Consider the following 14888-nt stretch of genomic DNA (forward strand, 5'->3'; position numbering starts at 1 on the left):
GGGCTGTGTCCGTGCTCTGTCGTGCTCTGTCCGGGCGCTACTCCCCGTCGTACGCCTCGATCAGTTCGCGCGAGCGCTTCACGTCGTCGCCGATGGCCACCAGCAGGGCCTCGATGGAGTCGAACCTGGCCTGGCCGCGGACGAACGCGAGGAAGTCGACGGCGACGTGCAGACCGTAGAGGTCGAGGCCGACGCGGTCGATGGCGTACGCCTCCACCGTGCGCTCGGTGCCGTCGAACTGCGGGTTCGTGCCCACCGAGATCGCGGCGGGCATGGCCTCGCCCTGGGCGTGCAGCCAGCCGGCGTACACGCCGTCGGCCGGGATCGCGGTGTGCGGCAGGGTCTCGACGTTCGCCGTGGGGAAGCCGAGTTCGCGGCCGCGCTGGGCGCCGCGGACGACGACGCCCTCGACGCGGTGCGGCCGGCCGAGGATCTCGCGCGCGCCCTCGACATCGCCCTCGGCGACGAGACGCCGCGTGAGGGTCGAGGAGAACGGCTCGCCGCCGCCCGCCTCGCCGGACACGAACAGGTCGACGACCTCGACCTCGAAGTCGTAGGTCTCCCCCTGCTCACGCAGGAAGTCGACGTTGCCCGCGGCCTTGTGGCCGAAGCGGAAGTTGGGGCCCTCGACGACCGCCTTCGCGTGCAGCTTGTCGACCAGCACCTTGACCACGAAGTCGGCGGGCGACAGCTTCGAGAACTCGGTGGTGAACGGAAGGATGAGCAGGGCGTCGACGCCCAGTTCGGCCATCAGTTCGGCACGGCGGTGGTGCGGGGCGAGCAGCGGGGGGTGGCTGCCCGGGCGGACGACCTCGCTGGGGTGCGGGTCGAAGGTGACCACGACGGACGGGACGCCCAGCTCGCGGGCACGGTCCACTGCATGCCGGATGATGACCTGGTGTCCGCGGTGCACCCCGTCGTAGGAACCGATGGTGACGACGCTGCGCCCCCAGTCCTCGGGGATGTCCTCCAAGCCACGCCAGCGCTGCACTGTGACCGCTCCTTGTCGAACCCGTGTCCGTGATTGCCTTATTCGCAGCTCTAAGGGTGCCATGCCGTGCGCTCTCGGCTTGCATCGGCATCAGGCTGTGACCGATCGCTCAGCGCCGCGGTGTGCGGTGCCGAGTGCGTCGGGGTGCTCGTCGCCGCGGGCGTCGCGGTGCGGGCGTGGGTCAGGCGGGAGCCCTCGCCCCGGCCAGGTCCTCGATCAGGTGGCGGGTGCCGGGGCTCAGGAGGACGGCCCCTTCCTCGGGGGTGTCGGTCACCCAGCGGGCGAGCAGGGCGGCGAAGCCGGGGACGCGCCGGGCCAGATCGGCCAGGCCCCGGTCGAAGGCGCCGGCTCCCGCCGGGGTGCGGACGAGGAGGAGGCCGACGCGGTGCACCAGCTCGCGGGTGGGGGTCTCCCCCCTGCGGTCGAGGCCGTCGGCGGCGGCTCTCAGCACGGTGTCGAGGACGACCGGATCGCGCTCGTGCGCCAGCAGCAGATCGAGCAGTTCGCGTCGCAGCGGGGCCGCCGCCCGGTCTCCCCGCTCCGGCTCTCCGGGCGTCGCCAGGACCTGGGCGAGCGCGCTGCGCACCGTGCCGCCACACGTCTCCAGCAGTCCGCTGACCAGGGGGAACAGTGCGCCTTGAGCGGCGCTTCCGTGGTCGATGCGGCGGTCCACGTGGGCGGCCAGGTACGCGGCGACTCCCGGGCACAGCTCCACCGTCTCCCGCACCAGCGCGGCGACCGGGCGGGCCAGCGCGGGGGTGGTGGCGTCGGCGAGGGCGCGCAGCAGCTCGGCCGTGTCGGGGCCGAGCCGGCGCAGCCGGTCGCGGAACGCGGCGAGGACGGGCTCCGGGTCGGTGCCGAGCGCGGCGGCCAGAGCGCTCGCCGGCAGCCGTGGGTCACCGGCCGCGAAGCGCTCCAGGGCCTGCGGCAGGCACCGGGCCCGCGCGAGCGGATCCTGTACGAGGATGCCGAGCGCCCCGCCGTGCAGGGCCCGGTCGGCGGGACGGGCGAGCAGGGCGAGCGCCGCGTGACGCAGTGGTTCGCGGTCGGCCGGGCGGGCCGCGAAGGGCGCCGCGCGCAGCCCGTGGGCGACGGCCGCCGCCCGGCGCCCGGGCCGTTCGTCCTGGGCCCACCGCTCGACCGCCCGGCACACGGCCGACGGTTCCTCCTCGGCCAGCACGGCCAGCAGTTCGTCGCCGCGTGGGTGGGAGGCGGTCATCAGGGCCTCGGTCAGATCGTCCGGGGCGCGCCGCCGGTGCGCGTACAGCAGTGCCTGTGCGGCGGTCGCGACGGTCGCGTCCGGCGTCGCGGCCAGGGGTCGCTCGTCGTCGAACCAGCGGGTGAGGTGGCGGTGTACGGCGACGGGGTCGGCGGCGAGGAGCCGCGAGACCGTGTCGAGGTGGCGCGGAGCGGCGGGGGCCTCGTCCGGGTACGGGGGCTCGGTGGTGGGCGGCCTGCGGGGGTCGGCGGCCACCAGGCGCCTGAGCAGGTCGAAGCGTTCCGCGTCCGGGACGGGCAGCGCCACCCAGAAGCCCGGGCCGAACGCGTCCGGAACGGCTCTGCCCTGCCGCCGCCACACCACGATCCGTTCGGTGAGCAGCCGCAGCGCGCTGATGTACGGGGTGGCGTCGGGCACCCGGAGCAGGACGGTCGCGCACAGGCGGGTGGCCCACCACAGGGGGTCGCCCGTCGGGGCGGTGAGCCGGTCCGGGGTTTCGGGCGGGGGCAGCAGGTCGTCGACCGCGTGGACGAGGTCTTCGAGGTGGAGCGTCAGTTCGGCGGTGGCCTGCCGACGGGCCAGCAGGAGCAGGGTCTCGACGACGGGGCCGATCCGGTGGCGGGGGACGGGCAGGACGCCCGTCCCGGGAGCCGGGGTCCTGACGTCGGGTGCCCCGGCGTCGGGAGAGGCGGACCGGGCGCGGCGGGCGTCCCGGCGGCCGGGTGCCGTGGTCCGCGTCGGCCCGGGGCCGGTGCCGAGGGTGGGGCGGCCGCGGTGGACCAGGCTGTCCAGGGCCGCGTCCAGGTCGAGATGGGTGCCCTGGATCCAGTCGGCGAGCTCCTCGTGGGCGAAGCGGTAGCCGTCGCCCGCGGGGACGAGGAGCCCTTCGGTGAGGACGGCGGACGCCCAGCCGGTGATGCCGGTGAGGTGTCCCCGGGAGGGGCCCCAGGGGAAGACGCTCTCGAAGGAGGCCCGGTCCAGTTGCCCCTGTCCTGGGCCGAGGCAGCGCCGGGCTGCTTCGTGCACCTGGCCGGAGACGCGGGCGGCGAGCCGGCGCACGGCGGTGCCGCGCAGTCCGTTGGCCGCGGCGAGGCGGACCGCGACGCGCAGGCACATCAGGTCGAGGTGAGCGGCGAACACGTCGTCCCGGTCGAGCGGTTCGGACCGCGGGTCCACGGGCGCGGCCATCACCTCGGCGAGCAGCCGCAGCACCAGGGGGCGGCGGGCGGCGGCCGACGCCAGGGCGCCTTCCGGAATCCCGGCTCGCGCCCGCGCCGATCGTGCCTCCGCCTCGGTCAGTTCACCGAGCAGCACACAGGCGGGCAGCCTCCCGCCCGCGTCCGGCGCCGACACGCTGGCCCCGTCCGGCGCCGACACCCCGGCCCCGCCCGCCGACGGTGACCCGCTCGCGCCCGTCCGCGCCCACGCGTCCGCGTACACCGGCCCTCCGATGTCCTCCGCCGCGCCCTTTCCGAAACCGGACGCCTCCCCGGCCGAGTGGGGTGCCGGGTGGTGCAGCAGCGCCGTGGGGAATTCCGCCCCGGCCCGTTCCCAGTACTCCGCGCGGCAGGCGACCGCGAGCCGGGTGCCGGTCTCCGTCAGCCAGGCCGTCGTCGCCTCCGTCCAGGCCGGGAGGCGGTGGGCGAGCTCGGGGGGCATCTCCTCGGGGCCGTCGAGCAGGAGCAGCAGGGGCCGGCCCGCTGCGCGTGCAGGCGCGGCCAGGCGGTCCGGCGCGATGTCGCCCAGTTCGCCGCCGTACCCCTCGGGGGGCAGGACGCTCCGGTCGGCCGTGGCGCGCCGCGCGGCCGCCGCTCCGGTCGCCCCGGTGGTGCGCCGGGACGCGGCGACGATCCGCCCGGCGCGTTCCAGCGCGCGTGTCGCCGCGTCGGCCACGGAGGTGTCGTCGGCGCGGAGGTCGGCGCCGCGCAGCCAGAGGGTGGGAGCCGGCTCGGGACCCCGCAGGCGGCGGGCGGCGAGGGCGGCCAGTTCCGTCGTACGGCCGCTGCCGGGCGGGCCGACGAGGCCGAGGACGAGGGCCGGGCCGCGCTCGAAGGACGCGAACTCCCCGACGACATCGGCCCGTTCGACGATCCCCGGGTGCGGGCCCGGGGATCCGGACGGCACCGGTGGGCGGGGTCCGTCCGAGCCCACCGAGGTCGCGGTGAGCTCCAGCGCGGCCGCGAGGTTCAGATCGGCGCCGTAGGCGGGCACGGTGGCCGCGTTGCGGGCCAGCAGCTCGGCGAGCGGCCCCGCGCCGCGCCGCAGGGGGACGGCGGATCCCGGCGCCCGGCGGCCCGGCGGGGTGTCCCCGGGCGCGGTGCCGTCCGGGCCGGCGGCGCGGGGGGCGGTGCGGACGACCGCGACGACGGCGCCGGTGCGGGCGTCCAGGACCGGCCCCCCGGCCGCCCCGCCGCCCGGCCTGAGCGCGTCCGCGCCCGCCGTGCCGATCGCCAACTCCAGTGCTTCGTGAGGAAGACGGGCCCGGCCGCCGGCCGGGGGCGGCACGGCGGAGGAGCCCAGCACGCGTGCCTCGCGCCAGCCGCCCGCGGCGAGCCTGACGTAGGTGCCGGTCGCGACGCGGTCCCGCACGGTGACGGGGAGCGGGAGGAGGCCGAGACCTCGGGTGCGTACGAGGGCCAGTCCCAGGTCGGGCAGTGGAGTGACGGCGTCGGCGCCCAGCACACACGTGTGGCCGCCGGGGGCGTGCAGGACGAGCCGGTCCAGGCCGTCGACGGCGTCGTGGCTGGTGATCACCGTGCCGTCGTGATCGGCCGCGAATCCCGTGCCGCGTGGCCGGCCGGCCAGGTCGTGGACGCGTACGAGGGCGTCGTCCCCCGGCTGAACGGTGCCGTCCGCCGCCTCTTCGTACCCCGTCCGCGGGCCTCGCCCCGCCATACTCGAACCTCCCCGCCGCGCTCCTGCTCACGACGGTAGGGGTGAGGTGATCAATGGGACAGATCGTGAGGCGAACGCGCCCCCCTCTACTCCCCTGGTTCACTCCGAGCGCCCGCCCGATGGGGTGAATACGGCAGGTCGGATGGATACACCCTTGGGTGGGGGAACCGAGGGGGGACCGTCGAGCGGCGGGCACGAGACCCCGTGACCGCCGCTCCACGGGCGCCCTGTCCGCCCGGTCTCGCGACCGGCAGGTCCGCCGTGTCGCGCGCGACCGGCGGTCCGCCCGGCCGCGCGTCCGACGCGGGCGGGCGGTCCTCAGGCGAAGACGGCCAGGCTCTTGGCCTTGCCCTTCTGTTCCTCGACCAGCGCGACGAACGCGCCCTCGGGATCGAAGACCGCCACGGTGCCGTTGCCGGCGTACTCGTCGGGCATCTCCAGCCGGACGCCGTTGAGCAGCAGCCGGGCCCGCTTGGCGTCGACGTCCCAGCGCGGGAACGCGGCCGCGGCCGCCTCCGCGATCGGCATCACCGTCAGCTCCTCCTGGAGCTGGTCGAGCGTGCGCGCGGAGTCCAGCTTGTACGGGCCGACGCGGGTGCGGCGCAGGGCGGTGAGGTGACCGCCGACGCCCAGGTCCGCGCCGAGGTCGCGGGCGATCGCCCGGATGTACGTCCCGGAGGAGCAGACGACGGAGACGACGAGGTCGAGCACCGGGGTGCCGTCCTCGGCGACCGCGTCACGGATGTCGTACACCGTGAACGACGAGATGGTCACCGGGCGGGCCGGGATCTCGAAGTCCTCGCCCTCGCGCGCCCGCTTGTACGAGCGCACGCCGTCGATCTTGATGGCGCTGACCTTGGACGGCACCTGCATGATGGCGCCGGTCAGCTTGGCCACCCCGGCGTCGATCGCGTCGCGCTTCACGGCGGAGGCGTCCGTCGAGGAGGTGATGTCGCCCTCGGCGTCGTCGGTCAGCGTGTTCTGGCCGAGCCGGATCGTGCCGAGGTACTCCTTCTCGGTCAGCGCGAGGTGTCCGAGGAGCTTGGTGGCCTTCTCGACGCCGAGGACGAGAACGCCCGTCGCCATGGGGTCGAGGGTGCCCGCGTGGCCGACCCGGCGGGTTCTGGCGATCCCGCGCATCTTGGCGACCACGTCGTGCGAGGTGAAGCCCGACGGCTTGTCGACGATGACAAGCCCGTCGGGCGTTTTGGTCTGCTGCGTCATCGAGCCGAGTCGTCCTCGTCCTCGTCGTCCTCGCCCGGCTTCTTGTACGGGTCCGCGTCGCCCGCGAAGGCCGCGCCGGCCGAGACCTCGCGCACCTTCGCGTCCGAGGCCCGTGCCTTGTCGAGCAGGTCCTCGATGGTCTTGGCGGTGTCCGGCAGGGCGTCCGCGACGAACGTCAGCGTCGGCGTGAACTTCACGCCCGCCGCCGCGCCGACGGCCGAGCGGAGCACGCCCTTGGCGCTCTCCAGGCCCGCGGCCGCCTCGGCGCGCGCCTCGTCGTCCCCGTACACCGTGTAGAAGACGGTGGCCTCCCGGAGGTCCCCGGTGACCCGGGTGTCCGTGATGGTGACGTGAGTGCCGAGCCGCGGGTCCTTGATCCCGCGCTGCAGCTTCTGGGCCACCACCTCTCGGATGAGGTCCGCCAGCCTCTTCGCCCGCGCGTTGTCGGCCACTGGTCCGTCTCCTTCTTCGCCTTGCGTGTTGCGTCGGTCTTCGTCAGTCTTCGTCGCTGTGGAGTCTGCGTCGTACCGACAGCAGTTCCACCTCCGGTCGGGCCGCTACCAGCCGCTCGCACCGGTCCAGTACGTCGGCCAGGTGCGTGGTGTCCCCGGAGACCACCGCCAGGCCGATCTCCGCCCTGCGGTGAAGGTCCTGGTTGCCCGTCTCGGCGGCACTCACCGCGTACTTCCGCTGGAGTTCGGCGACGATCGGCCGGACGAGAGAGCGTTTCTCCTTGAGCGAGTGAACGTCGCCGAGGAGCAGATCGAAGGACAGCGTCCCCACATACATGTGTAACCGGATGTCCCGCCGGTACGGGGTAGATGGCCTGCCAATGCACTTGGCAGGGACATCAGAACCGTACAACGAACCGTCGGCTCGCTCGACGGGGTTTCCGGGCCCGGTCACGCGATTCCCCGCGCCCCGGGAAGGGACGCGGGGAGTCGCGTGATCCCGCAAAAGCCAGGCTGGCCGGCGGTGACTGCTCACCGCCGGCCAGCCTGGGAACCGCTTTACGAGCGCGGCTTCTCGCGCATCTCGTACGTCGCGATGACGTCGTCGACCTTGATGTCGTTGAAGTTTCCGAGGTTGATACCACCCTCGAAGCCTTCGCGGATCTCGGTGACGTCGTCCTTGAAGCGACGCAGCCCGGAGATGTTGAGGTTCTCCGCGATGACCTTGCCGTCGCGGACGAGGCGCGCCTTGGTGTTGCGCTTGACCTCGCCCGAGCGGACCAGGACACCGGCGATGTTGCCCAGCTTGGACGACTTGAAGACCTCGCGGATCTCCGCCGTGCCGAGCTCGACCTCCTCGTACTCCGGCTTGAGCATGCCCTTGAGGGCCGCCTCGATCTCCTCGATGGCCTGGTAGATCACCGAGTAGTACCGGACGTCGACGCCCTCGCGCTCCGCCATCTGCGCCGCGCGGCCCGCAGCGCGGACGTTGAAGCCGATGACGATGGCGTCGGAGCCGGTCGCCAGGTTGATGTCGGACTCGGTGACCGCACCCACACCGCGGTGCAGGACACGGATGTCGACCTCGTCGCCGACGTCGAGCTGGAGCAGCGAGGACTCGAGAGCCTCCACCGAACCGGACGCGTCGCCCTTGATGATGAGGTTGAGTTCCTGCACCAGACCGGCCTTGAGGGCCTCGTCCAGGTTCTCCAGGGAGAACCGGACACCCCGGCGGGCGAAGTTGGCGTTGCGCTCGCGCGCCGCCCGCTTCTCGGCGATCTGACGCGCCGTGCGGTCCTCGTCGACGACCAGGAAGTTGTCGCCGGCGCCCGGGACGTTGGTGAGACCGAGGACGAGGACCGGGGTCGAGGGACCCGCCTCTTCCACGTTCTCGCCCTTGTCGTCGAGCATCGCGCGGACACGGCCGTACGCGTCGCCGACCACCATGGTGTCGCCGACCCGCAGGGTGCCTCGCTGGACCAGGACGGTCGCGACGGCACCGCGGCCGCGGTCGAGGTGGGACTCGATCGCAATACCCTGCGCGTCCTGCTCCGGGTTGGCCCGCAGGTCGAGCGAGGCGTCCGCGGTCAGGACCACGGCCTCCAGCAGGCTCTCGATGTTGAGGCCCTGCTTGGCGGAGATGTCGACGAACATCGTGTCGCCGCCGTACTCCTCGGCCACCAGACCGAACTCGGTGAGCTGTCCGCGCACCTTGGTCGGGTCGGCACCCTCGACGTCGATCTTGTTGACCGCGACCACGATCGGCACGTCGGCCGCCTTGGCGTGGTTCAGCGCCTCGATCGTCTGGGGCATCACACCGTCGTTGGCCGCCACCACGAGGATCGCGATGTCGGTCGACTTCGCACCACGGGCACGCATGGCGGTGAACGCCTCGTGACCCGGGGTGTCGATGAAGGTGATCTTGCGCTCTTCGTCGTTGACCTGGGTCGTGACCTGGTACGCACCGATGTGCTGGGTGATACCGCCGGCCTCGCCCGCGACGACGTTCGTCTTGCGGATGGTGTCGAGAAGGCGGGTCTTACCGTGGTCGACGTGACCCATGACGGTCACGACCGGCGGACGCGCGACGAGGAACTCCTCGCCACCCTCGTCCTCGCCGAACTCGATGTCGAAGGACTCGAGCAGCTCGCGGTCCTCCTCCTCCGGGCTGACGATCTCGATGACGTAGTTCATCTCGCCGGCGAGGAGCTGGAGGGTCTCGTCGGAGACGGACTGCGTGGCAGTGACCATCTCGCCGAGGTTCATCATCACGGCGACGAGCGACGCCGGGTTGGCGTTGATCTTCTCCGCGAAGTCGGTGAGGGAGGCACCGCGCGACAGGCGGACGGACTGTCCGTTGCCGCGAGGCAGCATCACGCCGCCGACCGACGGGGCCTGCATGGCCTCGTACTCCTGGCGCCTCTGCCGCTTCGACTTGCGACCACGACGCGCCGGACCGCCGGGACGGCCGAACGCACCCTGCGTGCCACCACGGCCACCGGGACCACCCGGACGACCGCCGAAGCCGGGACGACCGCCGCCGCCACCACCGGGACCACCCGGACGGCCGGCGAAACCGCCGCCACCGCCACCGGGACCACCGGGACGGCCGGCGAAACCGCCGCCACCGCCACCGGGACCGGCCGGACGACCGGCGAAGCCGCCGCCCGGACGACCGCCACCGGGACCACCGGGACGACCGCCACCGGCACCGGGACCACGGCCACCGGGGCCGCCGCCGGGACGCGGGCTGCCCGCGGCCGGACGCTGAGGCATCATGCCGGGGTTCGGACGGTTACCGCCCGGACCGCCGCCGGGACGCGGGGCCTGCGGACGGGGCATGCCGCCCGGAGTGGGACGGGCACCGCCCGGACCGCCCTGCGGACGCGGAGCGCCGCCGGGACCGCCCTGGGGACGGGGAGCACGGTCCTGGCCGCCGGCACCCTGCGGGCGCGGGCCACCGGGGGCACCGGCGCCACCGGGACGCGGGGCACCGCCGGGACGGGGCGCCTGCGGGCGCGCCATGCCGGTGGAACCACCAGAGGTGAACGGGTTGTTGCCCGGACGGGGACCCGCGGGACGGGCACCCGGACGCGGAGCCTGGCCGCCGGGACGCGGGGCGCCCTGACGGTCGCCGCGCTCGGGACGGTCACCACGGCCCTGACCGCCCTGGCCGGGACCACCGGCCGGACGGGCACCGGGACGCGGGGCCTGACCGGCGGGACGCGGGGCGCCCGGACGGGGACCCGCGGCCGGAGCCGAGGGGGCCTGCTGCTGCGGCGCGGCCGGCGCCGACGGGGGCGCGGTGAACTCGGCCGCGACCGGAGCCGGAGCCGCCGGAGCGGGCTTCGGGGCCGGCTTGGGACCCGGAGTCGGGCGCGGGCCCGCAGCCGCCGGGGTCACCGGAGCGGCCGCGGGCTTCTCGGCCGCGGCCGGCTTCGGGGCCGGCGGGCGCGGGGCGGCCGGACGTGCGGCCTGCGCCGGAGAGGGGGCGCCCGGCTTGGCCGGGGCAGCCTTGCGCGGGGCGGGCTTGCCGCCACCGTTGCCCTGCTGGAGGGCATCTGTCAGTTTGCGTACGACGGGGGCCTCGATCGTCGAGGACGCCGAACGGACGAATTCACCGAGTTCTTGGAGCTTGGCCATGACGACCTTGCTCTCTACGCCGAACTCCTTGGCGAGTTCGTATACCCGGACCTTAGCCACTTCGCTCCTTTTAGGTCCGGGTCTGCGTCCGGACCGTCGCTACTTCATGGGCGTACTCATCGCGTGCTCATCGAGTGCTCATCGCAATCTCGACCTACTTCCAACTCGCGGAATACCAGGCCGCACGGGGGTTCCGTACGACGCGTCTTACGGTGTTGCCTGCTCGACGTAGAGGCGCAACGCCGCGGTGTCGAGCGGTCCCAGAGCGCGCAGCGCCCGCGGGATCGCCCGGCGGCGGACCGCCAGATCGAGACAGACCAGAACGGGATGCACGTACGCACCCCGGCCGGGCAGCGTACCGCGATGATCGGGGGCGCATTCGCCCTCGACCGCCACGATGCGCAGCAAGTCTCTCTTGGCCGCTCGCTCCCGGCACCCCACACAGGTGCGTTCAGGGCATGCGCGGGCTCGCGTCCGGCCAGACACTCTTAAGTCTACCTCCCCGTACCGACCTCACCCCTTTGGGGCAAGAATCGAACGGTTGTTGTCGTGATGTAAGCGTTGCGCGGGCCGGATCTATTCCCGGTCTATTCCCCGCGCTGCTCGGCGGGCTGCTCGGTGTCCGGACGGATGTCGATCCGCCAGCCGGTGAGGCGGGCGGCGAGGCGGGCGTTCTGGCCCTCCTTGCCGATCGCCAGCGAGAGCTGGTAGTCGGGGACCGTCACGCGCGCCGAACGGGCCGCGAGGTCGACGACCTCGACCTTGGAGACCCGGGCCGGGGAGAGGGCGTTGGCCACCATGTCCGCCGGGTCGTCCGACCAGTCGACGATGTCGATCTTCTCGCCGTTCAGCTCGGCCATCACGTTGCGCACCCGGCCGCCCATGGGGCCGATGCAGGCGCCCTTGGCGTTCAGACCGCTGCGGTTGGACCGGACGGCGATCTTCGTGCGGTGGCCGGCCTCACGGGCGATGGCGGCGATCTCGACGGAACCGTCGGCGATCTCCGGCACCTCCAGCGCGAAGAGCTTCTTCACGAGGTTGGGGTGCGTACGGGACAGGGTCACGGACGGACCGCGGACGCCCTTGGCCACCCGTACGACGTACGAGCGCAGGCGCAGGCCGTGCTCGTAGTTCTCGCCGGGGACCTGCTCCTGCACCGGCAGGATGGCCTCCAGCTTGCCGATGTCGACGAGCACGTTCTTCGGGTCGCGGCCCTGCTGGACCACACCGGTGACGATGTCGCCCTCGCGGCCCGCGTACTCGCCGAGGGTCGCGTCGTCCTCGGCGTCCCGCAGACGCTGCAGGATCACCTGCTTGGCGGTGGTGGCGGCGATCCGGCCGAACCCCGAGGGGGTGTCGTCGAACTCGCGGGCCTCCTGCCCCTCCTCCAGGTCCTCGGGGTCCTCCTTCGCCCACACCGTCACATGGCCGGTCTCCCGGTCGAGTTTCACGCGCGCGCGCCGGCGGCTTCCCTCGGTGCGGTGGTAGGCGATGAGGAGGGCCGACTCGATCGCCTCGACCAGCAGGTCGAAGGAGATCTCCTTCTCCCGCACCAAACCCCGCAGGGCACTCATGTCGATGTCCACGGCTACGCCTCCTCTTCCTTCTTGTCCTTGCGGCTGAACTCGACCTGGACGCGGGCCTTGACGATGTCCCCGAACGCGAGCCGTCTGGCGGTGGGCTTGCGCCCCTTCACACCCGGCACCTCGACGTCGAGCCCGTCGTCCTCGACCCGCAGGATCCTGGCGAGCAGTTCGCCTTCCTCCGCGAGCTGGAACTTCACCAGGCGGTCGGTGGCGCGTACGTAGTGACGGTGCTCCTTGAGCTCACGCTCGGCACCGGGGGTTCCGACCTCGAGGGTGTACTCACCCGAACCCATCACGTCGGTCTCGTCGAGCTTCGCCGAGAGCGCGCGGCTCACATCGGCGATCGCGTCCAGGTCGGCACCTTCGTCCGAATCCACGACGACGCGCAGTACACGCTTACGGCCTACGGACTCCACTTCGATCTCTTCCAGATCGAGGCCCTGGGAGCTCACGAGCGGATCCAGGAGTTCTCGAAGCCTCTCGCTCTGGGTCGTGCTCATCCGGGTGACTCCTCGGCCGCGTGTGCTGTTGTGGGTTGGTCGCGTGTCAGCTCAAAGGGTATCCGGTCGCGGAGGGTGTTGCCGTCCACCGGGCGGGTGCTGCCGCACGGACGGGTGCCCGCCGACCGCCCTGGAACAGCGCCGTGAACAGTTGGAGGAGAGCCGCTGGGCCGTGATCGGCCCCTGCGCGGGTACCGTGATCACGGGCAGTTCGCCCATACATTCGTACGAGCCCTCCGAGGACGTCTTCCGTGTCGTTCCCCCTGCCGTCGCGCACCCCGTCGGGTCCGCGCCGAAGGACCCTGCTCGCGGCCGCCGCGGGTGCCTTCGCGCTCGCGGGCTGTTCCGCCGCTCCCGAGTCGTCGAACGACACGACCGGCGGGAGCCCCTCGCTCGCCGACCGGGCCCGCGCCCGCGCGGCCCGGGACAGCATGACGCTCTCCGACCGCTACACCGCGGTGATCGCCGCCCATCCCGGGCTCGCGGAGCGGCTCGGCCCGCTGCGGGCCGAGGTCGTCCGGCACGCGACGGCGTTCGGGGGCGGCAGCGCGGGGGCGTCCGGGGCCGCGTCGGCACCGGTGTCCGGGGCGCCCACGGCGTCGGCCTCCTCGGGCGAGTCCCCGTCCGCCTCCTCGTCCGCCCCGGCCTCGGAGTCTCCGTCCGCTTCCGGTTCGGCATCGAGTTCGGCATCGAGTTCGGCATCCGCCGGGGTCTCCCCCGGTGTCGCGGCCCGGCCCAAGGACGCGCTCGCCGACCTCGCCTCCGCCGAACTGAAGCTCGCGGACGAACGGACCCAGGCCCTGGTGGACGTCCCCGGCGAACTCGCCCGGCTGCTCGCCTCCGTGGCGGCGGCCGGAGCGGCCCACGCGTTCCTGCTGACGAAGGCGGCGAAGTGAGCAAGCGGAGCAAGACCGAGGAAGCCGAACTCAAGGCCCTGCAGGCCGCGCTCGGCGCCGAGCACGCGGCCGTCTACGGCTACGGGGTCGTGGGCGCCCGGATCGGCGCGACCCGGCAGTCGGACGCCCGGTCGGCGTACGACGCCCACCGGGCCCGGCGGGACGAACTGACCCGCGCGGTCAAGGACTTGGGCGCCGAGCCCGAGGCCGCGTCGGCCGCGTACATGCTGCCGTTCCCCGTGACGGACACGGCCGCCGCCATACGGTTCGCGGCCGAGCTGGAGGAGCGCGTCGCCGACGTGTACTCCGACCTCGTGCGCGCCTCCGCGGACGACCGGCGGCGCATGGCGGCCGGGGCGCTGCGCGAGGCCGCGGTCCGCGCGGTGCGCTGGAGCGGCGAGAGCGTAGCCTTCCCTGGGCTCGCCGAGCGGGCGGGCACCCCGTCCGCCACGGCACCCTCGCCGACGTAACGCGACCTGGAAGGAAACATCTCGCGCATGGACTCGCGCATGGCCTTCGATCCGCCGCGACGCCTTGTCCGGGCGCTCGGCGAGACCCGCCGCGGCGGGCCGGAGGGCGCCGACGAGGCCGACGAGTGGCTGGAGCGCCTGCCCGAGCTGGCCCGACGGGCCGTCGCTCTGCGCGAGTTGACCGTGGAACGGGTACAGGCGCCGGGCGGGCGCAGCAGTCTGGTCGTCCTGGTGCGCCGGGCCGACGGCACGCCCGCCGTGCTCAAGCTGGCGCCCGGACGGGCGCGGCCGGAGGCCGAGCGGGTCGCGCTCGCCCACTGGGACGGCCGCGGCGCGGTCCGTCTCCTCGACGCCGACGGCGCTCCGGACGCGCCCGGCACGGATGACACGGACGGCGTCCTGCTGCTGGAGCGGCTGCACCCGGACGTCTCGGTGCGGTCGCTGCCCGAGGCGAAGGCCCTGCTGGAGGCGTCCGGGACGCTGCGGCGGCTGTGGGTCGAGCCGCCCGCCGACCCCGTCTTCGAGACCGTCGCGGAGCGGACCGGGCGGCAGGCCGAGGCCATGCGGGCCACGGTCGCGGCCGGCCCGGGTGCCGGCGCCGGCGCCGAGACCGCGGCCCTGGTCGACGCCGCGCTCGCGGCCCGCGAGGAGCTGCTGGCCGGGCCGCCGGAGGAAAGGCTGCTGCACGGCACCTTCCGGCAGAGCAAGGTGCTCGCCGGGGAGCGGGTGCCCTGGCTGGCGGTGGGGCCGGACCCGGTGGTCGGCGAGTGCGCGTTCGACCTGGCCCGGCTGGTCCGCGACCGGGTGGAGGACCTGATCGCCTCGCCTTCGGGGCCGTCGATCACCCGGCGGCGGATCAAGCGGCTCGCCGAGTCCCTGGAGGTGGACCAGGCGCGGCTGCGCGGCTGGACCCTGTTCCGCGCCGTCGAGTCCGGTGTCCGGGCGTCCCGCGTCGGCCGCCCCCAGGACGCCGAACTGCTCCTGGAATTCGCCGGCTGGCTCTGAGGACCGGG

The 14888-nt window shown here is 73.7% G+C and carries 12 protein-coding genes; 3 read left to right on the forward strand and 9 right to left on the reverse strand.

Annotated features, from left to right (window positions below; translation table 11 throughout):
- Positions 1–37: 37 nt before the first annotated feature.
- From ACZ4TO_RS34790 to rimP, 9 genes are all read right to left on the reverse strand, one after another.
- Positions 38–991, reverse strand: coding sequence for a bifunctional riboflavin kinase/FAD synthetase (locus tag ACZ4TO_RS34790; protein ID WP_382790518.1), 954 nt, complete (start codon positions 989–991; stop codon positions 38–40).
- A 181-nt stretch (positions 992–1172) separates the two neighbouring features.
- Positions 1173–5105, reverse strand: a complete 3933-nt coding sequence (locus ACZ4TO_RS34795; protein ID WP_468026293.1) for a serine protease — start codon at positions 5103–5105, stop codon at positions 1173–1175.
- Between the two features lie 318 nt (positions 5106–5423).
- Positions 5424–6329 (reverse strand): tRNA pseudouridine(55) synthase TruB, encoded by a 906-nt coding sequence (truB, locus tag ACZ4TO_RS34800; protein ID WP_382790524.1) that lies wholly within the window; start codon positions 6327–6329, stop codon positions 5424–5426.
- A complete protein-coding gene (gene rbfA, locus ACZ4TO_RS34805) occupies positions 6326–6781 on the reverse strand; it encodes a 30S ribosome-binding factor RbfA (RefSeq protein ID WP_382790527.1) in 456 nt (151 codons plus the stop codon). Before rbfA ends, truB begins: the two co-directional genes overlap by 4 nt.
- A 43-nt stretch (positions 6782–6824) precedes the next feature.
- Complete coding sequence (locus tag ACZ4TO_RS34810) at positions 6825–7118, reverse strand: DUF503 domain-containing protein (RefSeq protein ID WP_355989084.1); 294 nt, start codon at positions 7116–7118, stop codon at positions 6825–6827.
- A gap of 221 nt (positions 7119–7339) precedes the next feature.
- Positions 7340–10483 (reverse strand): translation initiation factor IF-2, encoded by a 3144-nt coding sequence (infB, locus tag ACZ4TO_RS34815; RefSeq protein ID WP_382790531.1) that lies wholly within the window; start codon positions 10481–10483, stop codon positions 7340–7342.
- A gap of 147 nt (positions 10484–10630) precedes the next feature.
- Positions 10631–10909, reverse strand: a complete 279-nt coding sequence (locus ACZ4TO_RS34820) for a YlxR family protein (protein ID WP_468026294.1) — start codon at positions 10907–10909, stop codon at positions 10631–10633.
- Between the two features lie 101 nt (positions 10910–11010).
- Positions 11011–12009 (reverse strand): transcription termination factor NusA, encoded by a 999-nt coding sequence (gene nusA, locus ACZ4TO_RS34825; RefSeq protein WP_355765230.1) that lies wholly within the window; start codon positions 12007–12009, stop codon positions 11011–11013.
- A 2-nt stretch (positions 12010–12011) separates the two neighbouring features.
- Positions 12012–12509, reverse strand: a complete 498-nt coding sequence (gene rimP / locus ACZ4TO_RS34830; RefSeq protein WP_382790534.1) for a ribosome maturation factor RimP — start codon at positions 12507–12509, stop codon at positions 12012–12014.
- Between the two features lie 251 nt (positions 12510–12760).
- On the opposite strand from rimP, the gene ACZ4TO_RS34835 reads away from it, so the two are divergent.
- From ACZ4TO_RS34835 to ACZ4TO_RS34845, 3 genes are read left to right on the forward strand one after another with little or no spacing between them, the layout of a single operon-like run.
- Complete coding sequence (locus tag ACZ4TO_RS34835; protein ID WP_382790537.1) at positions 12761–13405, forward strand: hypothetical protein; 645 nt, start codon at positions 12761–12763, stop codon at positions 13403–13405.
- Positions 13402–13875 carry a ferritin-like domain-containing protein gene (locus tag ACZ4TO_RS34840; RefSeq protein ID WP_468026295.1) on the forward strand — a complete coding sequence of 158 codons (474 nt, stop codon included), beginning with the start codon at positions 13402–13404 and terminating at the stop codon, positions 13873–13875. Before ACZ4TO_RS34835 ends, ACZ4TO_RS34840 begins: the two co-directional genes overlap by 4 nt.
- 39 nt (positions 13876–13914) lie before the next feature.
- Positions 13915–14880 carry an aminoglycoside phosphotransferase family protein gene (locus ACZ4TO_RS34845; protein WP_468026421.1) on the forward strand — a complete coding sequence of 322 codons (966 nt, stop codon included), beginning with the start codon at positions 13915–13917 and terminating at the stop codon, positions 14878–14880.
- The last annotated feature ends 8 nt before the right edge of the window (positions 14881–14888 follow it).

Source organism: Streptomyces sp. NPDC028298, assembly GCF_055565895.1.